At 69.1% G+C, this 25,513-nt stretch carries 25 protein-coding genes; 19 read left to right on the top strand and 6 right to left on the bottom strand.

Annotated features, from left to right (window positions below):
• Nucleotides 1-228 precede the first annotated feature (228 nt).
• From MWN52_RS14040 to MWN52_RS13995, 10 genes are all read left to right on the top strand, one after another.
• Entirely contained in the window at nucleotides 229-2,487 is a 2,259-nt protein-coding gene (locus MWN52_RS14040) for a TonB-dependent hemoglobin/transferrin/lactoferrin family receptor (RefSeq protein WP_286575113.1), read from the top strand.
• A gap of 86 nt (nucleotides 2,488-2,573) precedes the next feature.
• Nucleotides 2,574-3,518 carry a DUF6607 family protein gene (locus MWN52_RS14035; RefSeq protein WP_286575112.1) on the top strand — a complete coding sequence of 315 codons (945 nt, stop codon included), beginning with the start codon at nucleotides 2,574-2,576 and terminating at the stop codon, nucleotides 3,516-3,518.
• A gap of 99 nt (nucleotides 3,519-3,617) precedes the next feature.
• A complete protein-coding gene (locus MWN52_RS14030; RefSeq protein WP_130517323.1) occupies nucleotides 3,618-4,583 on the top strand; it encodes an SPFH domain-containing protein in 966 nt (321 codons plus the stop codon).
• Nucleotides 4,570-5,019, top strand: coding sequence for an NfeD family protein (locus MWN52_RS14025; protein WP_235872861.1), 450 nt, complete (start codon nucleotides 4,570-4,572; stop codon nucleotides 5,017-5,019). Before MWN52_RS14030 ends, MWN52_RS14025 begins: the two co-directional genes overlap by 14 nt.
• An 81-nt stretch (nucleotides 5,020-5,100) precedes the next feature.
• On the top strand, nucleotides 5,101-6,207 hold the full coding sequence (gene gcvT, locus MWN52_RS14020; RefSeq protein WP_286575111.1) for a glycine cleavage system aminomethyltransferase GcvT: 1,107 nt from the start codon (nucleotides 5,101-5,103) through the stop codon (nucleotides 6,205-6,207).
• A 15-nt stretch (nucleotides 6,208-6,222) separates the two neighbouring features.
• Nucleotides 6,223-6,843 (top strand): 2-hydroxychromene-2-carboxylate isomerase, encoded by a 621-nt coding sequence (locus MWN52_RS14015; RefSeq protein WP_286575110.1) that lies wholly within the window; start codon nucleotides 6,223-6,225, stop codon nucleotides 6,841-6,843.
• A 71-nt stretch (nucleotides 6,844-6,914) separates the two neighbouring features.
• On the top strand, nucleotides 6,915-7,310 hold the full coding sequence (gcvH, locus tag MWN52_RS14010) for a glycine cleavage system protein GcvH (protein WP_130517329.1): 396 nt from the start codon (nucleotides 6,915-6,917) through the stop codon (nucleotides 7,308-7,310).
• A 3-nt stretch (nucleotides 7,311-7,313) separates the two neighbouring features.
• Nucleotides 7,314-7,784, top strand: a complete 471-nt coding sequence (locus tag MWN52_RS14005; protein WP_286575109.1) for a hypothetical protein — start codon at nucleotides 7,314-7,316, stop codon at nucleotides 7,782-7,784.
• A 396-nt stretch (nucleotides 7,785-8,180) separates the two neighbouring features.
• Entirely contained in the window at nucleotides 8,181-8,537 is a 357-nt protein-coding gene (locus MWN52_RS14000) for a histidine biosynthesis protein HisIE (protein WP_130517333.1), read from the top strand.
• Between the two features lie 302 nt (nucleotides 8,538-8,839).
• A complete protein-coding gene (locus MWN52_RS13995) occupies nucleotides 8,840-9,547 on the top strand; it encodes a DUF2968 domain-containing protein (protein WP_235871647.1) in 708 nt (235 codons plus the stop codon).
• A 784-nt stretch (nucleotides 9,548-10,331) separates the two neighbouring features.
• Here MWN52_RS13995 and MWN52_RS13990 read toward each other — a convergent pair.
• The gene (locus MWN52_RS13990; protein WP_130517337.1) at nucleotides 10,332-11,807 is read right to left on the bottom strand and encodes a serine hydrolase domain-containing protein; all 1,476 of its coding nucleotides are present in this window, start codon (nucleotides 11,805-11,807) and stop codon (nucleotides 10,332-10,334) included.
• Nucleotides 11,808-12,018: 211 nt separating this feature from the next.
• Between MWN52_RS13990 and MWN52_RS13985 the strand changes: the two genes are divergently transcribed.
• The 3 genes from MWN52_RS13985 (at nucleotide 12,019) to MWN52_RS13975 (ending at nucleotide 14,739) form a co-directional block, all read left to right on the top strand.
• Nucleotides 12,019-12,918, top strand: coding sequence for a DMT family transporter (locus tag MWN52_RS13985; protein ID WP_286575107.1), 900 nt, complete (start codon nucleotides 12,019-12,021; stop codon nucleotides 12,916-12,918).
• A gap of 80 nt (nucleotides 12,919-12,998) precedes the next feature.
• On the top strand, nucleotides 12,999-14,315 hold the full coding sequence (locus MWN52_RS13980; RefSeq protein WP_286575106.1) for an NTP/NDP exchange transporter: 1,317 nt from the start codon (nucleotides 12,999-13,001) through the stop codon (nucleotides 14,313-14,315).
• 67 nt (nucleotides 14,316-14,382) lie between these two features.
• The gene (locus MWN52_RS13975; protein WP_286575104.1) at nucleotides 14,383-14,739 is read left to right on the top strand and encodes a DUF1304 domain-containing protein; all 357 of its coding nucleotides are present in this window, start codon (nucleotides 14,383-14,385) and stop codon (nucleotides 14,737-14,739) included.
• Here the strand turns inward: MWN52_RS13975 and MWN52_RS13970 are convergent.
• From MWN52_RS13970 to MWN52_RS13960, 3 genes are all read right to left on the bottom strand, one after another.
• Complete coding sequence (locus tag MWN52_RS13970) at nucleotides 14,734-15,219, bottom strand: hotdog fold domain-containing protein (RefSeq protein WP_286575103.1); 486 nt, start codon at nucleotides 15,217-15,219, stop codon at nucleotides 14,734-14,736. The genes MWN52_RS13975 and MWN52_RS13970 overlap by 6 nt on opposite strands.
• A 73-nt stretch (nucleotides 15,220-15,292) precedes the next feature.
• Complete coding sequence (locus tag MWN52_RS13965) at nucleotides 15,293-17,767, bottom strand: acyl-CoA dehydrogenase (protein WP_286575102.1); 2,475 nt, start codon at nucleotides 17,765-17,767, stop codon at nucleotides 15,293-15,295.
• Entirely contained in the window at nucleotides 17,764-18,720 is a 957-nt protein-coding gene (locus MWN52_RS13960; RefSeq protein ID WP_286575100.1) for an alpha/beta fold hydrolase, read from the bottom strand. Before MWN52_RS13960 ends, MWN52_RS13965 begins: the two co-directional genes overlap by 4 nt.
• A gap of 125 nt (nucleotides 18,721-18,845) precedes the next feature.
• Between MWN52_RS13960 and MWN52_RS13955 the strand changes: the two genes are divergently transcribed.
• From MWN52_RS13955 to MWN52_RS13940, 4 genes are read left to right on the top strand one after another with little or no spacing between them, the layout of a single operon-like run.
• Nucleotides 18,846-19,445: a TetR/AcrR family transcriptional regulator gene (locus MWN52_RS13955; RefSeq protein WP_130517351.1), complete on the top strand. Its 600-nt coding sequence runs from the start codon at nucleotides 18,846-18,848 to the stop codon at nucleotides 19,443-19,445.
• 49 nt (nucleotides 19,446-19,494) lie between these two features.
• Entirely contained in the window at nucleotides 19,495-20,079 is a 585-nt protein-coding gene (locus tag MWN52_RS13950; RefSeq protein ID WP_130524902.1) for an RNA polymerase sigma factor, read from the top strand.
• A complete protein-coding gene (locus MWN52_RS13945) occupies nucleotides 20,076-20,609 on the top strand; it encodes a hypothetical protein (protein ID WP_286575098.1) in 534 nt (177 codons plus the stop codon). The genes MWN52_RS13950 and MWN52_RS13945 overlap by 4 nt, the downstream gene beginning before the upstream one ends.
• A gap of 11 nt (nucleotides 20,610-20,620) precedes the next feature.
• Nucleotides 20,621-21,514: a DUF4097 family beta strand repeat-containing protein gene (locus tag MWN52_RS13940; RefSeq protein WP_130535251.1), complete on the top strand. Its 894-nt coding sequence runs from the start codon at nucleotides 20,621-20,623 to the stop codon at nucleotides 21,512-21,514.
• Between the two features lie 159 nt (nucleotides 21,515-21,673).
• On the opposite strand, the gene MWN52_RS13935 is transcribed toward MWN52_RS13940, so the two are convergent.
• Nucleotides 21,674-22,528, bottom strand: a complete 855-nt coding sequence (locus tag MWN52_RS13935) for an XOO1806 family protein (protein ID WP_425478221.1) — start codon at nucleotides 22,526-22,528, stop codon at nucleotides 21,674-21,676.
• 116 nt (nucleotides 22,529-22,644) lie between these two features.
• Nucleotides 22,645-23,544 carry an Hsp33 family molecular chaperone HslO gene (hslO, locus tag MWN52_RS13930; protein ID WP_286575096.1) on the bottom strand — a complete coding sequence of 300 codons (900 nt, stop codon included), beginning with the start codon at nucleotides 23,542-23,544 and terminating at the stop codon, nucleotides 22,645-22,647.
• A gap of 163 nt (nucleotides 23,545-23,707) precedes the next feature.
• Between hslO and mtgA the strand changes: the two genes are divergently transcribed.
• Nucleotides 23,708-24,439 carry a monofunctional biosynthetic peptidoglycan transglycosylase gene (gene mtgA / locus MWN52_RS13925; protein ID WP_286577748.1) on the top strand — a complete coding sequence of 244 codons (732 nt, stop codon included), beginning with the start codon at nucleotides 23,708-23,710 and terminating at the stop codon, nucleotides 24,437-24,439.
• Between the two features lie 2 nt (nucleotides 24,440-24,441).
• Nucleotides 24,442-25,434 (top strand): glycosyltransferase family 2 protein, encoded by a 993-nt coding sequence (locus MWN52_RS13920; RefSeq protein WP_286575095.1) that lies wholly within the window; start codon nucleotides 24,442-24,444, stop codon nucleotides 25,432-25,434.
• The last annotated feature ends 79 nt before the right edge of the window (nucleotides 25,435-25,513 follow it).

The raw sequence follows: 25,513 nt of genomic DNA, 5'->3' as shown, positions 1-25,513 counted from the left end.
CCGCGCCGGGCCGCGCTTGCTTGAGGCGCGCGCGGCCGACTGAAGCCCGGGCGCCTGCGCCTGGCCGAGGCGACATCGCCAAGTCGGGATCGCCGCGACCGGCGCTTCCCTGTTGAACCTCACCTTGCGGTGGCCCTGCGTCAGCGCGTCTTCCTCCTCCTCCTGGGCGCCAGCCTCGACCGTGCACGGTCGCGCCAGCCTGCCGGGTCACCTTGCAAAGGGCCTGTCATGCCGACGTTCCGTGTCTCCCTGCTTGCCTGTGCGCTCGTCTGCGCGCTGGCGTCCCCGGCGCGCGCCGCCGATCCAGCCGTCGCCCCGCCGGACGCGTCCGGCGATGCGCTGCCCACGCGCGACTTCGATCCGCTGCAGGTCACCGCCACCCGCAGCCAGCGCGCGGTGTCCGACGTGCCCAACACCGTGGATGTGATCGAGCGCCAGCGTCTGGACCAGACCCTGGTCTTCGACATCAAGGATCTGGTGCGCTACGAGCCCGGCGTATCGGTGACCTCCAGCTTCGGGCGCTTCGGCCTGGGCGGCTTCCGCATCCGCGGGCTGGAGGCCAACCGCGTGCAGATCCTCACCGACGGCATCCGCGTGCCCGACGCGTTCGCCATCGGCAGCTATTCCAATGCCAACCGCAACTTCGTCGACCTGGACACGGTCAAGCGCGTGGAGATCCTGCGCGGGCCGGCCAGCGCGCTGTACGGCTCCGACGCGCTGGGCGGCGTGGTCGCCTTCGTCACCAAGGACCCTTCGGATTATCTGAAGGCGGGCAAGGACGCCTACTTCGGCCTCAAGTTCGGCTATGCGGGCGACTGGAACGGCCTGTTCGCCGGCGCCACGGCCGCCTTCGGCGGAGAGCGCTGGAGCGGCCTGGCGGTGGTCAGCCATCGCCAGGGGCAGGCGGAGGAGAACATGGGACACGACCGCAGCCAGACGCCGGTCGGCACCGCCGCCAACACCCGCACCGCGCCCAATCCGCAGGATCGCAACGGCACCAGCGTGCTGACCAAGCTGGTCTACGCACCGTCGCAGACCAACCGCCTGCGCCTGACGGTGGAGGGCAACCGCGACGACACCGACACCAACGTGCTCACCTCGCGCGGTTACACCGCCTCGACCCGCGCCACCACGCTGGACCTGCGCGGCGACGACCACCAGTCGCGCGAACGCGTGGCCCTGGCCCAGGAGCTGGACGCGCTGGACTGGGCGCTGGCCGACAGCCTGGACTGGCAGGTCTACTGGCAGGACAGCCAGACCACGCAGGACACCCACGAGCTGCGCACCACCGCCAGCCTGGGCCAGCATCGCCGCGACCGGCGCTTCGACTTCGAGCAGCGCGAGATCGGTGTGCAGGCCAACCTGCTCAAGACCATCGACGCCGGCAGCGTGGTCCACACCCTGCGCTACGGTCTGGACCTGCAGCGCACGCGCACCGAACAGGAACGCGATGGCCGGGTGACCTACGCCAACGGCACCAGCACCAATGTGATGTCGCCGGATGTCTTCCCGGTGCGAGACTTCCCGATCACCGATACCACCACCTCGGCCCTGTACGTCCAGGACGAGATGGCCTTCGGCCAGCGCTTCAGCCTGGTGCCGGCGGTGCGCGTGGACCATTACGACCTGGACCCGAAGCCCGATGCCATCTTCGTCGAGGACAACCCGGGTGTGGCCGTGACCGGCCTGAGCAAGACCAGCGTCTCGCCCAAGCTGGGCGCGGTGTGGAAGTTCGCCGGCGACTGGTCGCTGTACGGCGGCTACGCGCGCGGCTTCCGCGCGCCGCCCTACAACGACGCCAACCTGGGCTTCACCAATCTGCAGTTCGGCTACACCGCCATCCCCAACCCGGACCTCAAGCCGGAGACCAGCAACGGCTTCGAGCTGGGCCTGCGCTACACCGGCCCGGCGGTGTACGCCGCGCTGACCGGCTATCGCAACGACTACCACGACTTCATCGAGTCGCAGGGCTTCGTGGGCTACAACGCGCAGGGCCTGATGGTGTTCCAGTCGCGCAACTTGTCCCGTGCACGCATCTACGGCGGCGAGTTCAAGGGCGGCATCGACCTGGGCGCGCTGGCCGGCTGGAGCGGCTGGTCGCTGCGCGCGGCCGCGGCCTGGTCGCACGGGCAGGACCTGACCGCCGATGTGCCGCTGGACACGATCGATCCGCTGACCGGCACGCTCGGCCTGATCTACGACGCGCCGACCTGGGGCGTGGAGCTGGCCGGTTCCTTCGCCCGGCGCAAGGACCGGGTGTCCGACGCGACCTACTTCCGCGCGCCCGGTTATGGCGTGGCCGATCTGCTGGCGCACTGGAACTTCGCCCCCGGCGCGCGGGTGAACCTGGGCGTGTTCAACCTGGGCGACCGCAAGTACTTCAGCCCGGGCGACGTGCCGGTGGGCACGTTGGCCAGCAGCGCGACGCTGGATCGCTACACCAGTCCGGGCCGCACCGTCTCGGCCAGCCTGACGGTGGAATGGTGAGCCTGCGCATGCGCCCCGCACACCGCCGCACGACACCCGCGCCTGGCGGGTTCCAGCCTCTGTCCCAAGTCAAAGGAAAGCCTTCCATGTCCTGTCGCCTGTCCATCGCCGCGCTCGCGGCCCTCGCCGTGCTCGCACCGGCGCATGCGCAATCCGCCGATCCGGCGCGCGACCATGCGGCCATCCTGAAGATCGCCGGCGAGTTCGCGGTGGACTTCGCCTTCGACGAGACCGTGCTGCTGCAGCCCGGCTACGAGCGGGCCGCGGCCATGCGCAGCAGCGCCGACGAGGCGGTGGTCGTGGTCGAGGACACGCCCACGCGGGTGGTGCTGCAGCACCTGCTGGTCGACGGCAAGAGCGGCCACGTCACCAAGCACTGGCGCGAGGACTGGGTCTACCAGGCGCCGCGGCGGTTCGAGTTCAGCGCCGACCAGACCTGGACCGTGCGCGCGCTGTCGCCGCAGGAAACTACCGGCGCCTGGACGCAGTGCGTGTACGAGGTCAGCGACGCGCCGCGCTACTGCGGCACCGGGCGCTGGACCTACAGCGGCGAGGTGGCGACCTGGACCAGCGACGAGAGCTGGCGCCCGCTGCCGCGCCGCGAATACACCCGCCGCAGCGACTACAACGCCTTGCGCGTGGTCAACCGCCACACCATCACGCCCAACGGCTGGAGCCACGAGCAGTTCAACACCAAGGTGCTGCGCAAGCCCGACGGCCGCCAGGTGGAGATCGCGCGTGAGTTCGGCTTCGACGACTACCGCCGCGACAGCCAGGTCGACTTCGCGCCGGCCTACGCCTACTGGAAGGCGACCAGCGACTTCTGGGCCGGCGTGCGTGCGCGCTGGGCCGGATTCCTGAACGCGCCGCCGGGGCTGCACCTGAAGACCAAGCTCGATGGCATGGCGATGGTGATGCCGCTGTTCGAGCAGGCCGACACCCTGGTGCAGGGCGGCAAGGTCAAGGCCGCCGACACCGATGCGGTGTTCGCCAGGTACGTGGAAGCCGCGCCGGCGCCCGCCGATCGATGAAGGTGCGGCGGCCGCCCCGCACGGCGGCGCATCCCGCAGGCGCGACCCTATAATCGTGCTCGGGAGCGCCCGCCTCGGGCGACAGGCAAGGGGAGTGCAATGGGAACGGGAATGATCCTGGCCGCGTTGATCGTGGTCTTCGTCGTGGTCACGCTGTTCAAGGGCGTGCGCGTGGTGCCGCAGGGCTTCGAGTACACGGTCGAGCAGTTCGGCAAGTACACCAACACGCTGAGCCCGGGCCTGCACATCCTGATTCCCTACATGCAGGGCGTCGGCCGCAAGGTCAACATGATGGAGCAGGTCTTCGACGTGCCCTCGCAGGAAGTCATCACCAAGGACAACGCGGTGGTGAAGGTGGACGGGGTGGTGTTCTTCCAGGTGCTGGACGCGGCCAAGGCGGCCTATGAAGTGTCCAACCTGGACCAGGCGATGATCGCCCTGGTGCAGACCAACATCCGCACCGTCATCGGCTCGATGGACCTGGACGAATCGCTCAGCAACCGCGAGACCATCAACGCGCGCCTGCTGGGCGTGGTCGACCACGCCACCAGCCCGTGGGGCGTCAAGGTCAACCGCATCGAGATCAAGGACATCCAGCCGCCGCGCGACCTGGTCGATTCGATGGCCCGGCAGATGAAGGCCGAGCGCGACAAGCGCGCCTCGATCCTGGAAGCCGAGGGCGCGCGCCAGTCGGAGATCCTGCGCGCCGAGGGCGAGAAGCAGAGCGCCATCTTGGAGGCCGAGGGCAAGCGCGAGGCGGCCTACCGCGAGGCCGAGGCGCGCGAGCGCCTGGCCGAGGCGGAGGCCAAGGCCACCACCCTGGTGTCCCAGGCCATCGCCGACGGCGATGTGCAGGCGATCAACTACTTCGTGGCGCAGAAGTACGTCGAGGCGTTCAAGGAACTGGCCACCGCGCCCAACCAGAAGTTCGTGCTGATGCCGATGGAGGCCTCGGGCATGATCGGCTCGCTCGGCGGCATCGCGCAGCTGGCGCGCCAGGCGCTGGGCGAGGACGGTCCGCGGCCGCCGGCCATGCCGCCGAAGGTGCCGCGTGCCGGCGTTTGACGCGGCGACCCTGCGCCTGGCGTTCTGGGCCGGCCTGGCGCTGGTGCTGTTCGCCGCCGAGGCGCTGGTGCCCGGCGCCTCGCTGATGTGGCTGGGCTTCGCCGCCACGGCGATGGTGCTGGTGATGCTGATCGCGCCCGGGCTGGAGGTGCTGCCGCAGGCGGCGCTGTTCGCGGTCTTCGCCATCGCCTCGGTGCTGGTGTACCGGCGCTGGTTCCGCGCCCGTGCGCAGATCAGCGACAAGCCCTTGCTCAACCGGCGCGCCGAGCAGCTGGTCGGCCAGACCGCCGTGCTCGAGCAGCCCATCGTGCGCGGCCGTGGCCGCATCCAGCTCGCCGACACCTACTGGAGCGTGGCAGGCCCAGACCTGCCCGCCGGCGCGGCGGTGCGCGTGGTGTCCACCGACGGCATGACCCTGCAGGTGGAAGCGGCCTGACCGGCGCGGCCGTGGCCTGGGTCACGGCCGCGGGGCGGCGAGGTTCTGGGATAATGCTGGCCTCTTTGTAAGGACCAGCCCATGACCCAGAAGACGATCCTCAACGACAGCCACCGCGCGCTCGGCGCCAAGATGGTCTATTTCGGCGGCTGGGACATGCCGATCAGCTACGGCTCGCAGATCGAGGAACACCACGCCGTGCGCCGCGACGCCGGCATGTTCGACGTCAGCCACATGACCGTGGTCGACCTGCGCGGCCCGCGCGTGCGTGAGTTCCTGCGCTACCTGGTCGCCAACTCGGTGGACAAGCTCAAGAAGCCGGGCAAGGCGCTGTACACCGCGATGCTCGATGCCAACGGCGGGGTGATCGACGACCTGATCGTGTACTTCCTGGAGGACGCCTTCTTCCGCCTGGTGGTCAACGCCGCCACCCGCGAGAAGGACCTTGCCTGGATCAACAAGCAGGCCGCCGCCTATGGCGTGGAAGTGATCGAGCGCCCCGAGCTGGCGATGATCGCCGTGCAGGGGCCGAACGCGCGCGCCAAGGTCATCGGCCTGCTGCGCGAGGAGGATCGCGAGGCCGCCGACAAGCTGGCGCGCTTCGCCGCGCTGGACGCGGTCAGCAGCGCCGGGGTCGAACTGTTCCTCGCCCGCACCGGCTACACCGGTGAGGACGGCTTCGAGATCGTGCTGCCGGCCGAGCGCGCCGTGGCGTTCTGGGACGCGCTGCTGGAAGCCGGCGTCAAGCCGGCCGGCCTCGGCGCGCGCGATACGCTGCGCCTGGAGGCCGGCATGAATCTCTACGGCCAGGACATGGACGAGACCGTCTCGCCCTACGAGGCAGCGATGGGCTGGACCGTGGCGCTGGATGAGGGCCGCGAGTTCGTCGGCCGCGAGGTGCTCGAGGCCCAGCACCTGCAGGGCGCGCCGCGCCAGCTGATCGGCCTGGTGATGGACGAGAAGGGCGTGCTGCGCCACGGCCAGAAGGTGCTCACCGCGCAGGGCGAGGGCGAGATCCTGTCCGGCACCTTCTCGCCAACCCTGGGCAAGGCCATCGCCTTCGCCCGCGTCCCCAGCGGCGAGCCGGGTGAGGTGCGCGTGGACATCCGCGGCCGCGAGGTGCCGGTGCGCGTGGTCAAGTTCCCCTTCGTCCGCGACGGGCAGCCGCAGCCCGGCGTCATCGTCTAAAGGCAGCTCGCGACCATGGCCGAGCAACTGGACTACTTCGTCACCCTGCTTTCGCCCTGGTCCTACCTCGGACACCGGGCGTTCCTGGACATGGCCGCGCGCCACGGCGCGGTCGTGCGCACGCGGCCGGTGCGGATCTTCGATCTGTTCGGCGAGGTCGGCGCCCTGCCGCTGGCGCAGCGTCCGCCGGTGCGCCAGGCCTACCGGCTGATCGAACTGCAGCGCGTGCGCGAGCAGCGCGGCCTGCCGTTGAACCTGCGGCCGAAGTTCTACCCCTGCGATATCGCCCTGGCCGATCGCACGGTGATCGTGCTGATCGCGCAGGGCCACGATCCGCAGGCCTACATGGCCGACGCGTTCGCCGCGCTGTGGGCCAACGAGCAGGACCTGGCCGATCGCGCGACGCTGGCGACGCTGCTGTCCGCGCACGGCTTCGATGCCGAGGCGGTGCTCGCGCTGGCCGACGCGCCCCAGACCCATGCGACCCACCAGGACAACACCCGCGCCGCGATCGATGCCGGCCTCCCTGGCCTGCCGGGTTACGTGCGCGACGGCGAGCCGTTCTGGGGCCAGGACCGGATCGACCTGCTCGACGCTGCCCTGCGCAGCGGCCGCGCGCCGTACCGCGCCGGGTGACAAGTCGCGGCGGCCTTTCGTTAGACTTGCGCCATTCCCAACCATCGCGCCCAACCGGCCGGAGCATCCTCATGAGCGAGATCCCTGGTGATCTGAAATTCCTCAAGTCCCACGAGTGGGCGCGTGTCGAAGGCAACGGCCGCGTCACCGTCGGCATTTCCGACCACGCCCAGGGGCTGCTGGGCGACCTGGTCTACGTCGAGCTGCCCAACGTGGGCGATGCGGTCACCGCCGGCAACGCCTGCGCGGTGGTCGAGTCGGTCAAGGCCGCCTCGGACGTCTACAGCCCGGTGTCGGGTACGGTCGTCGAGGTCAACGAGGCGCTGGCCGACAAGCCGGAGACCATCAACGAGGACGCCTACGGCGAAGGCTGGCTGTTCGTGGTCGAGATCAGCGACGCCGACGAGCTCAACGACCTGCTCGGCCCGGACGACTACGCCGAGCAGCTGGAAGAAGACGAAGAGTGATCCATGCACGCCGGCCCGGTGCCGGCGTCGCACGCAAGACCAACGCCGCGTCCTGGACGCGGCGTTTTTTTTATGGGTCCGTTCCGGCGCCATCGCGGCGTGATGTTCGTGTCGTTGAGACGCTCGCCTGCATCGACATGGCAGGCGATCGGGATGCGCGCGACGCCGCGCGCTTGGAAAAAGTTTGCGCAGTTGGCGCGCGAGGCAGCTTGTGCGACGCGAAAACGCATGCCGCGAGCGCCTTCGGAATCAGGTGCGATTCAACTGCGCGACACCTTCGACACCACCCTCGGCACGCGCGTCCAAGCGCATGCGTCGGCAACCGCGTCACGCGCGACGCACGCAGCAAACTGCATAAAAAAAGCACTCTGCTCGACATGCCTTGTCGCGCGCGCGTCGCCGCGCCATCGGCTCGAACGCCATCGGCTCGGCAGGCCGGCGCGGCAAGGCGATGACGCGCTTCAAAACACATGAGAAATTTTTCTGAAAAACCATTGACACTAGAAAAAACCGTGATTAGGTTTCGCCCCAACGCGCACAGGCGCTATGCAAATCAAGCGAGTCGGTCATCGCGACGAAACCCACAACGGCAAGGTCGCCCGCCCGTACCCCCGGCAGGATGGTCGAAGGCTTCGCTTCCCCTGAAGAAATTCGAACCCCGATCCGCATCGACACCTGCGCCGCAGTCGCCGCAGGTGTCTTTGCTTTGACGGGTGCACGACGTCGGCCCCGGCCGGCGTCGCAACAGATCCGCCCCAGCGCGCATGGCGCGTCGGCGGCTGCATGCGGGTCCGACTCCCGCGGCGTTTTGAGTACTGGGCTTAGCAACGGATGTTTCATCCAAAGTAATCACTGACGAGGAGCCATCACATGGCAACGAAGAAAGCTGCGAAGAAGCCGGCCAAAAAGGCCGTCAAGAAGGTCGCCAAGAAAGCGGCCGCCAAGAAGGCTGTAAAGAAGGTCGCCAAGAAGGCCGCCAAGAAGGTCGCTAAGAAGGCCCCGGCGAAGAAGGTCGTGAAGAAGGCTGCCAAGAAGGTCGCGAAGAAGGCCGCCAAGAAGGCCCCGGCGAAGAAGGTCGCCAAGAAGGCCGCCAAGAAGGCTCCGGCGAAGAAGGCTGCCAAGAAGGCTCCGGCCAAGAAGGCTGCCAAGAAGTCGCCGGCCAAGAAGGCGACCAAGAAGAAGGCCGCTCCGGTCGCTCTGCCGGCAACCCCGGCGCCGCTGATCTAACGAGAAGTATCGCGGCGACATCGCCGCGCGCTGTCGTTCTGACTGCAGCTTCCTTCCCCGGTTGCCCAGCGGGGAAGGAAGTGTTTTTTTAGGGCGCCACCCCGGCGCCGCACGCGACACCCGGCCCGGCCCGCGCATCGCCGACCACGGCATCGGCCTGCCAGGCGCAGGAACAAAGTGGCGCCCGCGCCCTGCGGCCCGCGAAAGCCGCGTGCTAACATCCCGACCGTATGCCCTGCGCAACGCAGGGGGGCGATCACGCCAGAGAAGTCGGGGCAAGACGGATGATTCATCGGGGGAGCATGTCAAGGATCTGGTTCGGCGCGGCCATCGTGCTGATCTCCACGGCCTGTGCGCCGCTGCCTGCCGCCACGCGGACCAAGCAGGCCCCGCCGCCCGAGCAGACCGCCGAAGTGGCCGAGCCCAGCATCGGCAACACCGCCGAGGAGCTGCGCCACCTGATGGACGCCGGCTCGCTGACCGAGCTGCGTACCACCTACAACGGCAACTACGGCGCCAGCCTGCTGTTCCATGCCGACTCGCTCAACTATTACGTCACCCTGTTCCGCGACAAGCAGTTCTGGCGCGTGATCCGCACCAGTTCGGTCGAGCAGGCCGAGCAGGTCTACAAGACCTTCGTCGACCAGACCAACCAGCTCTCCCAGGTCTATATCGACACCGTGCGCCTGGAGGCCGGCAAGCGCTACACCGAGCGCATGGTCGAACTGAACCAGAAGCGCCTGCAGGGACTCCAGGCCGAAGTCGAGCAGCAGCGCCAGCAGGCCCTGCAGGTCAGCAACGCCCTGCAGCAGAACAAGCAGCAGGCCGTGAGCCTGAGCAGCGACCTGCGCGCCACCAACACCGAACTGGAAGCGCTGACCCGCCGCATCGAACAGCTGCAGCAACAGCAGGGCAATCCCGCGCTGGAGCTGCCGCCGACACCGGCCACCGCTCCGGCAGCGCAGCCGGCTGCGCCGAGCCCTTCGGTGCCGGCGCCGGGCACGGACTGAGCGAAGCGCCGGGTCGCGCCGTTTCGGCATGGCCCGGTTCGCAATCAAGCCCGGCAGTTGCCGGGCTTTTTTGTTCCTCGCCGAGCGTGGGGCGTCAAGCGCCTCACGACCTGCATGCGGTCTTGGCCCATCCATTCGCCGACCGGCCTCGCCCAGCCGAGCGCACCTACTCGTTGGTCATCCTTCTTGACTCACGCTCGGATGGAAAGGGAATGAGCTCGCCGCATCCCGTAGGAACCACTGCCTCTCAGCTCAGTCGCGGCCTCCTTGTAGAGCGGAGCTTGCTCCGCTGCTCTTCGTTCGGTTCGCAGGGAAGGCTCCAGCGGAGCAAGCTCCGCTCTACAGGGGGAGCCGCAATGGTGGCGATGAGGCACTACCAGGAATGCGTGAAGCGCGATGAGGCATCGCCGGTAAAGCCCCATCGCCGCCATTGGCCCAAAAGGCCAGAAGGGCGGCTCCCAGGGGATTTTCGCAAGGACTGTTTTATCGCCGTCCGACGGACCGCTGCCCCTGCGAAGCCGAAACGCACGCGCCGCGATCCCTCGACCGAGAGACCCTCTTGTCTTGATTCCAGGGACTACTTGCGCCAGTCGGCCGGGCACCCGTTCGAACAGACGCTGCCGCAGTGAGCGGCACTGCGAAGGCGCACGCCGCACGGGCAGCAGCCCGGGACCCGTCCAGCGCGAACTGCGGCAACCACGCATCCGAGGCCGGGGGTACTTCCCAACGAAAACGCCGGGCAAAGGCCGGCGTCGTTCTTGGCTGATGTTCGCCGGTTGGCGGATCAGTGCGGCGCAGCCACGGCCTTGCTCGAAGCCGCGCCGGCCTCGTCGTCGTCGCTGACGTTGTCGTCGGAGGCGGCGTGCATGGCCTGCGGCAGCGGATGACCGTTGGTCTGCGCCAGCAGCAGCTGCTTGGCCATGTCGGTGTCCAGCCAGCGCTGCGGCGACAGACCCAGCGCGGTGTCCAGCACCGTCGGCAGCAGGCCGGACGGCAGCGGACTGTTGCTGTTCCACAGGATCGCCACACCGAAGTCGCGCCCCGGCACCAGCGCGACCAGGCCGCGGTAGCCCTCCACCGCACCGGCATGGAACACGACCTGCTGGCCCGAGTAATCCAGCACGCGCCAGGCCAGCGCATAGCTGGCCGACTCCACGCGCGCACCGCGCCAGCCGGCGCGCATCTCGCCCGGCGTGCTGATCAGCGGCGCATGCAGCGTGGCCAGCAGCGGCGCCGGCAGCACGTCCGGACGATGGCCCAGCTGCGCCAGCAGCCACTGCGCCATGTCGCTGGCGCTGGCATTGACGCCGGCGGCCGGCGCCAGACGGTAGTAGGTCGGCTTGGGATTGATCGAAGCCCAGCCACTGCGCGCACGCACGTGCGGCTTGGCCCAGCTCGGGCTGTTCTCGATGCCGGCCAGGCCGATGCTGGCGTCGTTCATGCCCAATGGCTTGAAGATCCGCCGGTCCACGGCCTGATCGTAGAAGCTGCCGGTCGCGGCGAAGACCACATCGCCGATCAGGCTGAAGGCGACGTTCTGATACTCGTAGCACTGCCCCGGGCGGCAGCCCAGCGGCGCGGTGGCGAGCTTCTGCGAGACGGTGTAGTAGTCCGCGTTGCCTTCGATGTCGTTGTCGAAGGCGTTGTGCCAGCGAAGCCCGGTGCGGTGGCTGAGCACGTCGGCCACGGTGACCTCACGCGTGGCGACCGGATCGATCAGACGGAAGCTGGGCACATAGTCGGCGACCTTGCTGTCCCAGCGGATCACGCCATCGTTGACCAGCAGCCCGGCCATCGTGCCGGCGAAGGCCTTGGACAGCGAGGCTAGACGGAAGACGGTATGCGCATCGATCGGACGCGGGTTGCGCACATCGGTCACGCCATACCCCTTGGCGCTGATGATGCGGCCGTCCTGGACCACGGCCATGGCCAGCCCCGGGACGCGCTGGCCCACGGTCAGGTCCTTGGCCAGCGCCTCGAACGCGGCGACGTCGAAGCCCGGCGCGACCGGACGCACATCGCTGGGCGACAGCGCGGTGCGATACGGCAAGGGCTTGGTGGGAGATTCGTAGGGCGCCGGCGCGGCGCGCCAGGCGGCGGCTTGTGTCGCGCCTTCGGCGGCGCCGCTCATGGTGACCGTCGCCAGCTGTGCGGGCAGGGTCGGCGTCTGTGCAGTGGAGGACACGGCCAGCGGCAGCAGCGCGGCCAACAAGGTCATCGTCAGCGATCGCGCACGATGGCGCCCCCTGAGGTTTTTCATGTGCGAGATGCCCGCGTGATCTGGCGTGTTTTGGATCATAACGCTCATGTCGAGAAATGCACAAACGGCCGGAGATTGGCCGGCCATCTCTTTCATCCCATTGATCTTTTTGAACAGCGCGCCGCGCCCTCCGTGCGCCCTGTTCAGCGTCTTGCAACGCGACCAAAGCGGTAATGACGGCGTTGCAAGGTGCGGGCGATCATGCCCGGACATGGCCGCGCCAGCCCCCGATAACTCGCCAAGTTCCGGCCGCGATGCGCTACTGGGGATCGGGTTCGTGCTGGTGTGGTGCACCGGCTACATCGCCGGCAAAGTCGCCGTCGCCCACGCCGCGCCGCTGACCTCGCTGACGCTGCGCTTCGGCATCGCCGCGCTCGTGTTCGGCGCGCTGGCCCTGATCGGGCGGGTGGGGCGCTGCCGGCGCGTGGACCTGCTGCACAGCGCGGCCACCGGCGTGCTGATGCTGGCCCTGCACTTCGGCGCGGTCTACGTGGCCTTCCAGTGGGGCGCCAACGCCGGCGTGTCGGCCCTGGTGATCGGCGCCATGCCGCTGCTGGTGGCGCTGGTGGCCACCCTGGACGGCAGCGAACGGCTGGGCGCCTGGCGCTGGTTCGGCATGGCCCTGGGCCTGCTCGGCGTGGCGCTGGTGGTGGCCGACCGCGTCGATGGCGCCACGCCGCTGAAGGCCTGGGCGATGCTGGCGCTGGGCCTGGTCGGCATCACGGCCGGCACGCTCTACCAGAAGCGTCACGCCGCGCACCTGGACATGCGCCTGGGCCTGACCGTGCAGAATGCGGCCGCCACGCTGGTGCTCCTGCCGTTCGCGCTGTTGGAGGGGTTCCGCTTCGACGACAGCGCGGCCTTCCACGGCGCCCTGGCGTGGCTGGTGCTGGTCAATTCGATCGGCGGCTTCGCCCTGCTGTTCCTGCTGATCCGGCGCGGCGCGGCGACCCGCGTCGCCGCGCTGTTCTTCCTGATGCCGCCGGTGACCGCGGTGTTCGGCCACCTCACCCTGGGCGAGCACCTGACCTGGCTCAAGGGCGCGGGATTCGCCTGCGCGGCGATCGGCGTCTGGCTGGCCACGCGCAGCGAGGCGCCGCGGGCCGCCTAGCGATCCGCGCCTGCGCGCTGGCGATGTTGCAGTGCATCGGCTACCGTGCGCGGCAATCGAACGCGCCGGAGTCGCCGCCCGTGGTCACGCACAAGCCCCACCGGATCGAAGGGGGAGAGGGTCGGGCGCTCGCGCTGTCCTTCGTGTGCTTCTTCTGTGTGCTGGCCGCCTACTACGTGGTGCGCCCGGTCCGCGAGCAGCTGTCCGCGGCCGTGGGTTCGACCCAGCTGCCCTGGTTCTATCTGGCGACCTTCATCGCCACCCTGCTGCTGACGCCGGTGTTCGCCGGGCTCGCCTCGCGCTGGCCCAGGCGGCGGCTGGTGCCGCTGGTGTATCTGTTCTTCATCGTCTGCCAGCTGGCCTTCATCCCGGCCTTCACCTCGGTCGGCCTGCTCAGCCCGCGCGCGCTGGGCATGGTGTTCTTCGTCTGGGTGAGCGTGTTCAACCTGTTCGTGGTGTCGGTGTTCTGGATCTTCATGTCCGACATCTGGAGCCTGGCGCAGTCCCGGCGCCTGTTTCCCATCATCGCGGTGGCCGGCACGCTGGGCGCGCTGGCCGGCCCGATGCTGACGCGCTCGCTGGTGCAGCTGCTCGGCGTGGCGCCGCTGCTGCTGGTGTCGGCCGCGCTGCTGGGCGTGTCGACCGTGTGCGTGGTGCTGCTGGGCCGCTGGGCCAGCGCGCACGGCGCGCGCCGGCATGAGGACGGGCACGAGGCCGCGCTCGGCGGCAGCATGTGGGATGGCCTGAAGCAGATCTTCGCCGACCCCTTCATGCGCGGCATGGCGATCCTGCTGCTGCTGGCCGACGGCATCGGCACGGTCAACTACGCCCTGTTGGTCGACTACTCCGGCGCGACCTTCGCCGATGCGGTGGCGCGCACGCGCTTCCACGCCGACGTGGACCTGGCCGGCAACCTGCTCACGGTGATCGTGCAGCTGACCATCACCCGCTGGCTGCTGCCCCGGCGCGGACCGGGCACGCTGATCCTGCTGTGGTCGGTGATCAGCATCGCGGTGCTGCTGCTGGTGGTGTGCTCGTCCAATCCGCATGCGCCGCTGTTCGTGCTGCCGGTGCTGATCGGCCCGGTCGCACCCACGGTGCTGGCGCTGGTGGTAAGCCGCGGACTGGCCTACGGCATGGCCGAGCCGGCGCGCCACAGCCTTTACACCCGCGTGCCGCGCAACGTGCGCTACAAGGGCCAGAACGCGGTGGACACCGCGGTGTGGCGCTTCGGCGACGTGGCCATCGCTACTGGCATGAACGGGCTGAAGTCGGTCGGGATGACCATCGGCGGCTTCGCCGCGGTCAGTGCGCTGGCCGCCTTCGCCGCGGCCGGCATCGGCTGGCGCCTGTGGAAGCGCGTGGAGCGGATCGACGAGTCGGCCGCACCGCGCTGAGCCGGACGCGTGCTTACCGGCCGCGCACGCGGCACACTGCGCGCCTGCTCACCGACCGGATGGAACCATGCCTGCCATCGCCCTCGTCCTGACCGTCCTGGTCGCATTGCTGCACCTGTGGTTCCTGGTGCTGGAGATGGCGCTGTGGACGCGCCCGCTCGGGCTCAAGACCTTCCGCATGTCGCCGGAGAAGGCGCAGACCACGCGCATGCTGGCGGCCAACCAGGGGCTCTACAACGGCTTCCTCGCCGCCGGCCTGCTGTGGGGCGGGCTGCTGCTGCGCGACGTGCGCGTGGTGGCGTTCTTTCTGGCCTGCGTGGTGGTGGCCGGTGCCTTCGGGGCGGCGACGGTGAGCCGGCGCATCCTGTGGATCCAGGCCGCACCGGCGGCGCTGGCGCTGGTCTGTCTGTTCGCCGGCCTATGAGCGCGGCGCGCGCGCCGGCTTCGGCGAGACCCACATGTCCACCTGCGCGGTGAACACGGTGTCGCCAGCGGCGTCGCGCACGGCCACGTCCACCGGCAGCGCATAACCCTCTGTCGCCTCGCGTATCGGCGCGGCCGGCGTGGCCACCGCCTGCTGCGGGCCGACCGCCTTCTTCAGATAGCGCACCGACATGCCCTGGGGAATCCAGCGCATCGAGGCGGGGATGCTGGCGTCGGTCATCAGGCCGGCGGTGAGCTCGGCCAGGTTGCACAGGGCGATGGCGTGCACCGTGCCGATGTGGTTGTGCACGCGGCGGCGGTCGGCGATGCGCGCCTCGCAGCGTCCGACTTCCAGCAGGGTGATGCGCGGGGCGATGCTGCCGAAGTAGGGCGCCTTGAAGCACACCGCACGCGAGAACAGCCAGCCGCCTGCGGGCCAGCGCTGCAGGCGGCGATACAACGCCAGGAGAGGTGCGGCCATGTGAGGCGACTCCGGACAAGACGACGGCGGACCGAGGTCCGCCGTCGTGGGCAACGAAAAAAGCGCGGGGAACTCAGGCGGCTTCGCGGGCGTCGGCCTGTCGCACCTGCTGGCGGTAGCCGGCCGAGCGCAGTTCCTCGGTGTCGAAGTCGTCCACGCTGATGGTGTCCATCGTGATCGCACGCAGCTCTTCCAGCTGCACGCGCTCCTCGGCGGTGATCAGGCCCTCGCGCACGGCCTCGTCCAGCTGCGCCGGGAAGTCCAGCGCCTCGATGCCCTTGGTCTTGAGCGCCTTGATGAACTTGCGCTCGACCGGCTCGGCGGCCACGGCCTTGGCCAGATAGCTGGCGATGCGGCCGCCCGGGTTGTTCTCGCACGGGGTCAGGAACACACCGCGGGCCAGCTGATCGCGCGCGGCATTGGGCGTCATCAGCAGCGCGGCCACGCGATGACCCAGGCGGTCGCCGGGCGCCTCGGCGCGGCGGCCCCAGGGGAAGATCAGCGCCCACATCAGCCAGCCCACGGGGCGGATCGGGAAGTTGCGCAGCGCCGCAGACAGCGCCAGTTCGATCTCGTGCACGCTGTTGTGGAAGGCCCAGGCCAGCAGCGGCTGCTCGGCCTGCGGCGCGCCTTCGTCGTGATAGCGCTTGAGCATAGCGCTGGTCATGTAGATGTGGCTGAGCACATCGCCCAGGCGGCCGGACAGCGACTCCTTGAACTTCAGCTTGCCGCCCAGCGTCATCATCGAGATGTCGGCCATCAGCGCCAGGTTGGCCGAGTAGCGGTCCAGCTTGCGGAAGAAGCGCTTGGTGTAGGCGTCGCCCGGGGCGGCGCCGATGCGCGAGGCGGTCAGGCCGAACCAGAACGAACGCACCGCGTTGGAGATGCCGAAGCCGATATGGCCGAACAGGCTGCGATCGAACGCGTCCAGGCCCGCGGCGCGGTCCGGATCCTGCGCGGCCTTCATCTCCTTCATCACCCACGGATGGCACAGGATCGCGCCCTGGCCGAAGATCAGCAGGCTGCGGGTCATGATGTTGGCGCCTTCCACGGTGATGGCCACCGGCGAGGCCTGCCAGCTGCGGCCGGCGAAGTTGCGCGGGCCCAGGATGATGCCCTTGCCGCCGATCACATCCATCATGTCGGCGATGCACTCGCGGCTCATGCTGGTGCAGTGGTACTTGGCGATGGCCGACGGCACCGACGGCACGTCGCCGCGGTCCACCGCCGCGGCCGTGGCCTGCGACAGCGCGCTGATGATGTAGGCCTTGCCGCCGATGCGGGCCAGTGCTTCTTCCACGCCCTCGAAGCGGCCGACCGACAGGCCGAACTGCTTGCGGATGCGGGCGTAGGCGCCGGTGACCACCGCACCGGCCTTGGCGCCGCCGCTGGCGGTGGAGGGCAGGGTGATCGAGCGGCCCACGGCCAGGCACTCGTTGAGCATGTTCCAGCCCTTGCCGGCCATGTCGGCACCGCCGATCAGCTGGCTGAGCGGGATGAAGACTTCCCTGCCGTGGATCGGGCCATTCTGGAACGGCGAGTTGAGCGGGAAGTGGCGACGGCCGATCTCCACGCCCTCGGTGTCGCGCGGCAGCAGCGCCAGGGTGATGCCGATGTCCTTGGTGTCGCCCAGCAGACCATCGGGGTCGTACATGCGGAAGGCCAGGCCGATCAGCGTGGCCACCGGCGCCAGGGTGATGTAGCGCTTGTCGAAGGTGAGCTTCAGGCCCAGCACGTTGGCGCCGTTCCATTCGCCCTTGCAGACGATGCCGTAGTCGGGGATGGAGGTCGCATCGGAGCCGGCGAACGGCCCGGTCAGGCCGAAGCACGGCACTTCGTCGCCCACGGCCAGACGCGGCAGGTAATAGTCCTTCTGCTCCTGGGTGCCGTAGTGGTTGAGCAACTCGCCCGGGCCCAGCGAGTTGGGCACGCCGACCGTGGAGCTGACCACGCTGGAGATGGAGGCCAGCTTCTGGATCACCTTGTGGTGGGCCAGCGCCGAGAACCCCAGGCCGCCGTACTGCTTGGGAATGATCATGCCGAAGAACTTGTTCTTCTTGATGAAGTCCCACAGCTCGGGCGGCAGGTCGGCGTGGACGTGGGTGATCTCCCAGTCGTTGACCATCCGGCACAGCTCCTCGACCGGGCCATCCAGGAAGGCCTGCTCCTCGGCGGTGAGCTGCGGCTTGGGATAGTTGAGCAGCTTGTTCCAGTCCGGGTCGCCGGTGAACAGCTCACCCTCGAAGCCCACCGAACCGGTCTCCAGCGCGATGCGCTCGGTCTGCGACAGCGGCGGCAGCACCTTGCGGAAGAACTTCATCATCGGCGCGCTGACCAGCGCCTTGCGCGAGGCCGGCAGCAGCAGCGGCAGGGTGATCGCCGCGACGATGACCGCGGCCACGATGCACGCGGTGGCGCTGGCGCCGAGCAGCCAGCACGCGACCAGGGCGCAGGCGCTGATCGCGGCCCACGTGGCCAGGCGCATGCGGTGATAGGCGGCGATCGCGCCGGCCAGCAGGACGGCGAGGAACGGGACCAGGATGCTCATGAGCGTGCTCCGGAAGCGGAATCGAAAGCGGTATTGAAGGAGCGGGGGTGCCGGGCGCGCGCCAGCGTGCCCAGGTAGTCGAGCACCACCGCGGTGAATGCATCGTTGTCGTCGCCGGCCAGCATGTGGCCGACATTGGGAACCTGGACGTGCTGCGCGTGCGGCACCAGCGCCTGGAAGGTGCGCACGTTGTCTTCGGAGACCAGCTCGCTGCGGCCGCCGCTGATCAGCAGCACCGGGCAGCGCACGCTGCGCGCCGCCGCGGCGATGTCGTCCTGATGGCGGGCGCTGTCGCGCACCAGGTCGTCGACCAGGCGCCGATCCCAGTGCCAGTGCCAGCGGCCGTCCTCACCTGCGTGCAGCAGCGCGGCCAGTTCGTCGGCCGTCTTGCGGGCGCGCCGGTGCGGCAGATAGCCGGCCACCACATCGGCGGCATGCTCGAGCGAGTCGAAGCCGTCGGGGAACGCGGTGACGAACTGCAGCACGCGCGCCAGCCCGGCCTCGTCCCAGTGCGGGGTGACGTCCACCAGCACCACGGCCGAGAACAGCCCGGGCCAGCGGCTTTCGGCCAGCAGCCCGAACAGGCCACCCATCGAGGCGCCGACCAGCACCGGCGGCTCGGCCTGTTCGCCGGCGACGATGATCAGGTCGTCGACGAACTGCGCGCCGTCGTAGGCCACATCCTGCTGATTACGCTGCGAATCGCCGTGGCCGCGCGCGTCGTAGGCCAGGCCCGCATGGCCCTGCGCGGCCAGGCGCAGGCCGGTGCGCTGCCAGGCGCCGCGGGTCTGACCGAAGCCATGGGTATAGAGCACGGATGCCTGGTCCGCCGGCGCGCCCGACGGGGGCAGGTAGGCCGTGCCGGCCAAGTGGATGCCGCAGGCGCCGACGAGGTCGACCGCGCGCGTGGCGGCCGATCCAGGGGCGTCGAGCGGAGAGCGGGTGTCAACCATACGCACAAGTATGGGCGTGTGTTTCGAGCGCCGTCAATCCATACAAGCGTTTGATTCAACAAAAGAAAATGATGCATTGCAGCAAACGTACCGCTGCATGCTCATGCGTATGGTTAAATGCCGCGATGAACACGCCAGCGCCTTCGCCACGCCCCGTTCCCGCCTCGCGCTCGGCCCGTTTGAGCGCCGACGACTGGGCCCAGGCTGCGCTGGACATGGTCGCCGAGCAGGGCGTGGCCGCGGTCGCCGTCGAACCGCTGGCGCGGCGCCTGGGTGTGACCAAGGGCAGCTTTTATTGGCATTTCCCCTCGCGCGACACCTTGCTGCAGGCCGCGCTGGAGCGCTGGGAGATGGTCGAGCAGGAGAGCGTGTTCGGCAGCCTGGAGGCCGTGCCCGACCCGCGCGAGCGCCTCCGCCAGCTGTTCCTGCTGGTCGCGCACGAGGCCAAGTCGCACATTATTTATAGTGAGCTGCTCAAGGCGCTGGACCATCCGGCGGTCGCGCCGGTCATCCAGCGCGTGTCCCAGCGCCGTCTGGACTACCTGATCGCCTCGTTCCGCCAGGCCGGCATGAGCCGCACCGACGCCCAGCACCGCGCGCGCCTGGCCTATGCGGCCTACGTCGGCTTCCTGCAGCTGTCCCTGCAGCTGCACCAGCCGCGCATGCAGCACGAGGAGTTCGAGGATTACGTTAACCACATGATCGCCGCGCTGATTCCCAATTAGTTTCGCGACGGCCTTAAACCTTCCCGCCGCAGCGCGCATCCGAACTGGCATGCTGACCTCGGCCGTGACCTTCGCCACCGACCCGCTCGCCACCGACGCCACCGAAGTGGACGTCGAACAGGCGCGCGCCGCCGCCGCCGGCGATACCCGCGCCTTCGAGCAGCTCTACCGACGACACGTGGGCAAGGTGCACGGCGTGATCGTGCGTCTGGTCGGCGGCCACGGCGCCCGCGCCGAGGACCTGACCCAGGAGACCTTCGTGCGGGTGTGGCGTGCGCTGCCCGAGTTCCGCTTCGAAAGCGCGCTGTCCACTTGGCTGCACCGCATGGCGGTCAATACCGCGTTGATGGAACTGCGCAGCCGGCGCGCCGGTCCACGCTGGGAAGAGGAGGTCGACGGCGACGACGTGGCGATGCTCGACCCGCGCGAGCAGGGACCGGCCCTGCGCATGGACCTGGAGCGCGCGATCGGCACCTTGCCGCCACGCGCCCGCGCCGTGCTGGTCCTGCACGACGTGGAAGGCTGGAAACACGAGGAAATCTCCGCATCACTGGGCATGGCCGTCGGCAGTTCCAAGGCGCAGCTGCACCGCGCCAGGCAGTTGCTGCGGGTCCGTCTGGAGGCACACCAATGAACGAACGACACGACGACGATCTCCGCTTCGCCCTGCGCACCCTGCGCCAGGACGCGGCCCCCGAACGCGACCTCTGGCCCGATATCGCCGCACGGCTGGAACCGCGCAGCGCCGAGCCGTCAACGCACGCCGCGCCGCGCAGACAGCGCACGCGGCGCTGGCAGCCCTTCGCCCTGGCCGCCGCGCTGGCGCTGGTGGCGGTGATCGGCTGGCGCCTGCAGTCCGGTCTGCATCCCGCGTCCTCGGCGCCGACACCGTCGCTGGCGCAGACGCCACCGCGGGCACCCAGCCACGCCCCGCTGCGTGCCGAGGCCGTGCGCATGACGCGCGATTACCAGATCGCGCTGGAGCGGATGCAGGGCGCGCCGATGCCGGTGGCGCTGCAGCCGGCGCTGGAGGATCTCGATCGCAGCGCCAGCCAGGTGCTGGAAGCGATCGACCACAACCCGCGCTCGGCCCAGCTGCTGCAGACCCTGCGTTACACCTATGACCGCCGCCTGGCGCTGACCCGCCGCGCGGCCCTGAGCTAGAGGCCCCGATCATGCGACACCTCGTCTTCCTCGCCCTGCTCCTGGGCAGCGCCGCCGCCCAGGCCGGCACCCCGATCAACCAGACCCTGCCGCTGGACGCGCGCGGCAAGGTCGAAGTGGACAATCTCAAGGGCCGCATCCAGGTGCGCACCTGGGATCGCAACGAAGTCCAACTGCGCGGCACGCTCGGCGATGGCGTGGAGAAGCTCGACGTCGATGCCGACGGCGGCGGCTCGCTCGACATCAAGGTGCGCTATCCGAAGGACGGCGGCTGGGGCGGCAAGTCCTCCGGCCCGACCGACCTGCAACTGACCGTGCCGGTGCGGGCCTCGCTGGAGCTGCACTCGGTGTCGGCCGATATCGACGTGTCCGGCGTGGCCTCCGACGAGCTGTCGATCAACAGCGTCAGCGGCGAGGTACGGGTGGCCGCCGCCCCGCGCGAGGTTTCGATCAACACGGTCAGCGGCTCGGTCACCGCCACGGTCAACAGCAGCCAGGTCGATCTGCAGACCGTCAGCGGCGCGGTCGATCTGCGTGGCCGGCTCAGCGGCGAAGTCGAGGTCGAAACGGTGTCGGGCAGCATCCAGGTCGCGGTCAAGGAAGAGCGCCTGCGCGAGCTGTCCACCAACAGCGTCAGCGGCAGCACGCGCGTGTCCACCGCCCTGGCCCGCAACGGCAAGCTTTCACTGTCCAGCGTCAGCGGCAGCGTGCTGCTGGTGGCACCGAAGGATTTGTCCGCCCACGTCAGCGGCGAGACCTTCAGCGGCAGCCTCAAGGCCACCGGTGCCAGGATCGAGAAACCCGAATACGGCCCGGGCCGCTCCTTCGACAACCGCTACGGCAACGGCGAAGGCGAGATCACCCTGGAGACCTTCTCCGGCGACGCCGAGCTGCGGCTGGAGTAAGGGCTCGCACGCGTCGATGGCCCCCGCCTGCCGGGGCGATCGACGTTTTGCTGCAAGCCTTGCGCTGATCCCGCGCTGGCCCTGCTCAAGACAGCAAAATGGCGCCAAAGCGGCGCCATTTTCAGATGCTGTCTTTCGTGCTGGCTTTACTTTGCGCCCTTACAGATCCTGCTCGTAACGCACGTAAGGCACGGTGCCGTCGTCGCCGATGGGCGAGTTGGGAGCGAAGGGGTTCTTACCGCTGGTGACGATGTTCTCGGCGCCGACGGTGAGCTGGCCGCTCCACGGGGTACGCCAGGTCACGCCGACACCCAGACCTTCCCACTTGCCCGGCTGACCGGGGGCGTCGACGACGCGGCCGATGATGCTGCCGCTGAAGGCGCCGTAGCCGCCGCCGAGGCTGAGACTCCGGCTGGTCCACTGGTCGGGAATGCTGGTCAGCTCGGAGGCGGGCACCAGCTTGGCGTGCGCCACGGTGCCGCCAATGGTGACGAAGCCTTCGCGGCCGAGGTTCTTCTGGCCGAACACGGCCAGGTCGTTCTGCTCGAAGCGGCCCGGCGACACGCCGTTGCCGGTCATCCAGGCGGGCAGGGTGTCGTGACCGCTGCCCAGGCTCAGGCCCACCTTGCCGCCGGGTCGGCTGAGGCTGGTGGTAGCGCTGAGGTGCTGGCCGTTGTTCTGGCCGTCGTCGTCCAGACGGGCGACATTGCAGTAGGTGATCAGGCTGCTGATGCTGCTGCCGATGCCATTGCGGTTGTTGCACAGCAGGCCGAGCGATTCGCCAGCATCCAGACCGAAGGCGGCGCTGAGCGTGTTGCGGCCCATGCGCCAGCGGGCGCCGGCGGCGGCTTCGTCGGTCGGCTCCAGGATCAGGGCGCCTTCGACCTGGCCGTTGCTGTTCCATACCGGCAGCATCGTGGTGGAATTGGCGCGCGTCTGTGCGAGCGCACCCGTCCCGGCCGTGGACACGGCGAGCATCAGGGAAAGCAGCGTTCGAGAAGTACGCAGGCGCATGGTTCGGCTTGGACCAGCAGAGCGGGATGAAGTTCCCCTCCCGACATCCTCAAGCTAACTGATTTATGTTTATTTAACAAGCCAAGATGGCGTGAAATCGTGCGCTGCCGCCCGGTTCACTGCAGCCGTTCCGAGCTGCTCGCCACCATCGGCGTGGGCTCGAACAGCGCCTCGATCTGCGCCGGCGTGAACTGGTAGGTGCGCCCGCAGAATTCGCAGCGGACCTCGGCCTGCCCGGTCTCGGCGGCGGCCTCCGCTTCCTCGCGTCCCAGCGAAACCAGCATGCTTTCCACCCGCTCGCGCGAGCAGGAGCAGCCGAAGCGCACGGGCCGTTGGTCCAGCACCGACACCGATTCCTCATGGAACAGCCGGTGCAGCAGGGCGGTGGAGGCGGTCCCGAGCAGTTCTTCGCGGCCGAGGGTGTCGAACAGCAGGCCGGCGCGGTTCCAGCCGTCGGCGTCGCCTTCGTCGCCGGGCAGCTTCTGCAGCATCAGGCCGGCGACCTGTTCGCCGTCGGCGGCCAGCAGCAGGCGCGTCGGCAGCTGCTCGGAATTGCGGAAGTAGCCTTCGAACGCGGCGTCCAGGGTCGGCGTGCCCAGCTCGACCAGGCTCTGGTAGCGCTGCGGCTGGCGCGGGTCGAGGCCCGGATTCTCAATGGTGATGGCGAGCAGGGCATCCTGGCCCAGGGCGGTGAGATCGGCCGGCGCGTCGCCCGCCTCGCCCAGTTGGACGATGCCGCGCACTGTGCCCGCGGCGGTGCACTCGGCGAACAAGGTGCGCAGGCCGCGACTGGCGCGCAGTTGGACGGACAGGCGTCCCTCGATCTTGATGTGACCGGTGAACAGCGCGGCGGCGGCGATGGCCTTGCCGAGCAGGTCGCGGGCCTGCGGCGGATAGTCGGCCGGTTCGAGCAGTTCGGCCCAGGTCTGGCGCAGGCGCACGGCCACGCCGCGCACGCCGGCCTCCGGCAACAGGAAGCGGGTGCGCAGGTCGGTGGTGTCGGCGGATGCGGTCACAGGTGAATCCAGGAAGAAGTGGGAATGGCGACGCAGACAGGCCGCCCTGGGTCCCCTCAATGCGGTCGCGGCGGCCGTTTTCCAAGCGCCCGGCCACGCGTGGCCTGCGGGAAGAGGGGGGTGAACAGGTAACATCATCGCGCTTCATCGCCGCTAGCCGAGGATTTCCGCCATCGACGCCAAGCCTGCTGTCTCCCGCCGCCGTCGCTGGTTGCGCTGGCTGCTGGCGCTGCCGTTCCTGATCGCCGCCGCCTCGGCGCTGCAGGTGATGGTGCTGCGCTTCGTCGCCCCGCCGTTCTCCGCGTTCATGGTGGCACGGCAGCTGGAGGCCTGGGGCGAGGGCGACTGGCGCTTCCATCCGGTCTACGAATGGCGCGACCTGGAGCGGATCGCGCCCGCGCTGCCGCTGTCGATGGTCGCCGCCGAGGACCAGCGCTTCGCCGACCACGACGGCTTCGACCTGCAGGCCATCGAAAAGGCGCGCGCGCACAACGAGCGCGGTGGCCGCGTGCGCGGCGCCAGCACGATCAGCCAGCAGGTGGCCAAGAACCTGTTCCTGTGGTCCGGGCGCAGCTATGTGCGCAAGGGCATCGAGGCCTGGTACACGGTGCTGATCGAGCTGTTCTGGCCCAAGCGCCGGATCCTTGAGGTCTACGCCAACATCGCCGAGTTCGGCGACGGCGTGTACGGCGCGCAGGCGGCGGCGCGCAGCTTCTGGCGGACCGATGCCTCGCGGCTCAGCGCCCAGCAGGCGGCGCAGCTGGCGGCGGTGCTGCCGGCGCCGCGCAACTACGACGCCGCGCGGCCGGGGCCTTACGTGGCCCGCCGCGCCGGCTGGATCCAGCGTCAGGTCCGCCAGATCGGCGGCACCACTTATCTTGAATCCCTGGAGTGACCATGGCCTTCGACCTGTTGACTGTGGTGGTCGCCGCGCGCAACGAGCAGGAGGCCCTGCCGCGTCTGCATCCGCGCCTGCGCGCGGTGCTCGATCGGCTGGACGGAGTCACCGGACGCGTGCTGTACATCGACGATGGCAGTACCGATGCGACTTGGTCGGTGATGCAGCGCCTGGCCGAGCAGGACCCGCTGGTCGAGCTGCTGCGCCTGTCGCGCAACTTCGGCAAGGAAGCGGCGCTGACCGCCGGCCTGGACCAGGTCGCCGAGGACAGCGCGGTGTTGATCCTCGATGCCGACGGCCAGGACCCGCCGGAGCTGATCCCGCAGTTCGTCGCCGCCTGGCGCGAGGGCCATGACAACGTGTTCGGTACGCGCGTGGAGCGCGACGGCGAAAGCTGGCTCAAGCGCCTGACCGCGCATGGCTTCTATCGCGTGATCGGACGCCTGTCCAAGACGCCGATTCCGGCCGATACCGGCGATTTCCGCCTGCTCTCGCCGCGCGCGCTGGGCGCGCTCAAGCAGCTGCGCGAGCGGCATCGTTTCATGAAGGGCCTGTTCGGCTGGGTGGGTTACTCGCAGCTGGCCGTGCCTTATCACCGTGAGGCGCGCATCGCCGGGCACAGCAAGTTCGGCGCGTGGAAGCTGTGGAACTTCGCCCTCGAGGGCATCACCAGTTTCTCGACCGCGCCGCTGCGGGTGGCGACCTATCTGGGGCTGTTGGTGGCGGCGATGGCATTCGTCTTCGCCGTGGTCATCGTGGCACGCGCGATGCTGCACGGCGACCCGGTGGCGGGCTGGCCTAGCTTGATGACGGTGGTGCTGTTCCTGGGCGGGACGCAGCTGATCGCGCTGGGGCTGATCGGGGAGTATCTGGGCCGGCTGTATGAGGAATCCAAGCAGCGGCCGCTGTATCTGATCGATCAGTGGCGGCCGGCGCGGCAGAAGTTCACGTCGGAAGCAGAAGCGGTGGCTCAGCGTCAGTGCGTTGAATGAGGTTGGCGGGATCGGTCGCGCAAGGGCAGGGGCGGCGGCACTCCTGCAGTAGCGCCAAAGTCCCTGGATTCCCGCGTTC

It is taken from the genome of Pseudoxanthomonas winnipegensis (assembly GCF_030322905.1).
GTDB classification, from domain to species: Bacteria; Pseudomonadota; Gammaproteobacteria; order Xanthomonadales; family Xanthomonadaceae; genus Pseudoxanthomonas_A; species Pseudoxanthomonas_A winnipegensis.
This window is presented reverse-complemented; position numbering and strand designations above follow the sequence as displayed.

What these genes read in the sequence shown, in the direction of transcription:
- MWN52_RS14040 (WP_286575113.1), top strand. Translation starts at nt 229, where the DNA reads ATGCCGACGTTCCGTGTCTCCCTGCTTGCCTGTGCGCTCGTCTGCGCG.
- MWN52_RS14035 (WP_286575112.1), top strand. Translation starts at nt 2,574, where the DNA reads ATGTCCTGTCGCCTGTCCATCGCCGCGCTCGCGGCCCTCGCCGTGCTC.
- MWN52_RS14030 (WP_130517323.1), top strand. Translation starts at nt 3,618, where the DNA reads ATGGGAACGGGAATGATCCTGGCCGCGTTGATCGTGGTCTTCGTCGTG.
- gcvT (WP_286575111.1), top strand. Translation starts at nt 5,101, where the DNA reads ATGACCCAGAAGACGATCCTCAACGACAGCCACCGCGCGCTCGGCGCC.
- MWN52_RS14015 (WP_286575110.1), top strand. Translation starts at nt 6,223, where the DNA reads ATGGCCGAGCAACTGGACTACTTCGTCACCCTGCTTTCGCCCTGGTCC.
- gcvH (WP_130517329.1), top strand. Translation starts at nt 6,915, where the DNA reads ATGAGCGAGATCCCTGGTGATCTGAAATTCCTCAAGTCCCACGAGTGG.
- MWN52_RS14005 (WP_286575109.1), top strand. Translation starts at nt 7,314, where the DNA reads ATGCACGCCGGCCCGGTGCCGGCGTCGCACGCAAGACCAACGCCGCGT.
- MWN52_RS14000 (WP_130517333.1), top strand. Translation starts at nt 8,181, where the DNA reads ATGGCAACGAAGAAAGCTGCGAAGAAGCCGGCCAAAAAGGCCGTCAAG.
- MWN52_RS13995 (WP_235871647.1), top strand. Translation starts at nt 8,840, where the DNA reads ATGTCAAGGATCTGGTTCGGCGCGGCCATCGTGCTGATCTCCACGGCC.
- MWN52_RS13990 (WP_130517337.1), bottom strand. Translation starts at nt 11,807, where the DNA reads ATGAAAAACCTCAGGGGGCGCCATCGTGCGCGATCGCTGACGATGACC.
- MWN52_RS13985 (WP_286575107.1), top strand. Translation starts at nt 12,019, where the DNA reads ATGGCCGCGCCAGCCCCCGATAACTCGCCAAGTTCCGGCCGCGATGCG.
- MWN52_RS13975 (WP_286575104.1), top strand. Translation starts at nt 14,383, where the DNA reads ATGCCTGCCATCGCCCTCGTCCTGACCGTCCTGGTCGCATTGCTGCAC.
- MWN52_RS13970 (WP_286575103.1), bottom strand. Translation starts at nt 15,219, where the DNA reads ATGGCCGCACCTCTCCTGGCGTTGTATCGCCGCCTGCAGCGCTGGCCC.
- MWN52_RS13965 (WP_286575102.1), bottom strand. Translation starts at nt 17,767, where the DNA reads ATGAGCATCCTGGTCCCGTTCCTCGCCGTCCTGCTGGCCGGCGCGATC.
- MWN52_RS13960 (WP_286575100.1), bottom strand. Translation starts at nt 18,720, where the DNA reads ATGGTTGACACCCGCTCTCCGCTCGACGCCCCTGGATCGGCCGCCACG.
- MWN52_RS13955 (WP_130517351.1), top strand. Translation starts at nt 18,846, where the DNA reads ATGAACACGCCAGCGCCTTCGCCACGCCCCGTTCCCGCCTCGCGCTCG.
- MWN52_RS13950 (WP_130524902.1), top strand. Translation starts at nt 19,495, where the DNA reads ATGCTGACCTCGGCCGTGACCTTCGCCACCGACCCGCTCGCCACCGAC.
- MWN52_RS13945 (WP_286575098.1), top strand. Translation starts at nt 20,076, where the DNA reads ATGAACGAACGACACGACGACGATCTCCGCTTCGCCCTGCGCACCCTG.
- MWN52_RS13940 (WP_130535251.1), top strand. Translation starts at nt 20,621, where the DNA reads ATGCGACACCTCGTCTTCCTCGCCCTGCTCCTGGGCAGCGCCGCCGCC.
- MWN52_RS13935 (WP_425478221.1), bottom strand. Translation starts at nt 22,528, where the DNA reads ATGCGCCTGCGTACTTCTCGAACGCTGCTTTCCCTGATGCTCGCCGTG.
- MWN52_RS13920 (WP_286575095.1), top strand. Translation starts at nt 24,442, where the DNA reads ATGGCCTTCGACCTGTTGACTGTGGTGGTCGCCGCGCGCAACGAGCAG.